This is a genomic window from Rhizobium sullae, from assembly GCF_900169785.1.
GTDB lineage: Bacteria > Pseudomonadota > Alphaproteobacteria > Rhizobiales > Rhizobiaceae > Rhizobium > Rhizobium sullae.
Genome location: NZ_FWER01000248.1, coordinates 1 through 247, shown reverse-complemented (window position 1 = coordinate 247; position 247 = coordinate 1). Strand labels below are relative to the sequence as shown.

1 pseudogene is annotated in these 247 nt (G+C 63.2%); it reads left to right on the top strand.

Features of this window, described 5'->3' with window-relative positions:
* Positions 1-247: pseudogene (gene groEL, locus BN1800_RS40010) on the top strand (chaperonin GroEL); the annotation flags it as partial.

Below are 247 nucleotides of genomic sequence, written 5' to 3'. Positions count from 1 at the left end.
CACTCGTCGTCAACAAGCTGCGCGGCGGCCTGAAGATCGCTGCCGTCAAGGCTCCGGGCTTCGGCGACCGCCGCAAAGCCATGCTCGAGGACATCGCCATCCTGACGGGCGGCACGGTGATCTCCGAAGACCTCGGCATCAAGCTCGAGTCCGTTACCCTCGACATGCTCGGTCGCACCAAGAAGGTTTCGATCTCCAAGGAAAACACCACGATCGTCGACGGCGCCGGCGCCAAGTCGGACATCGA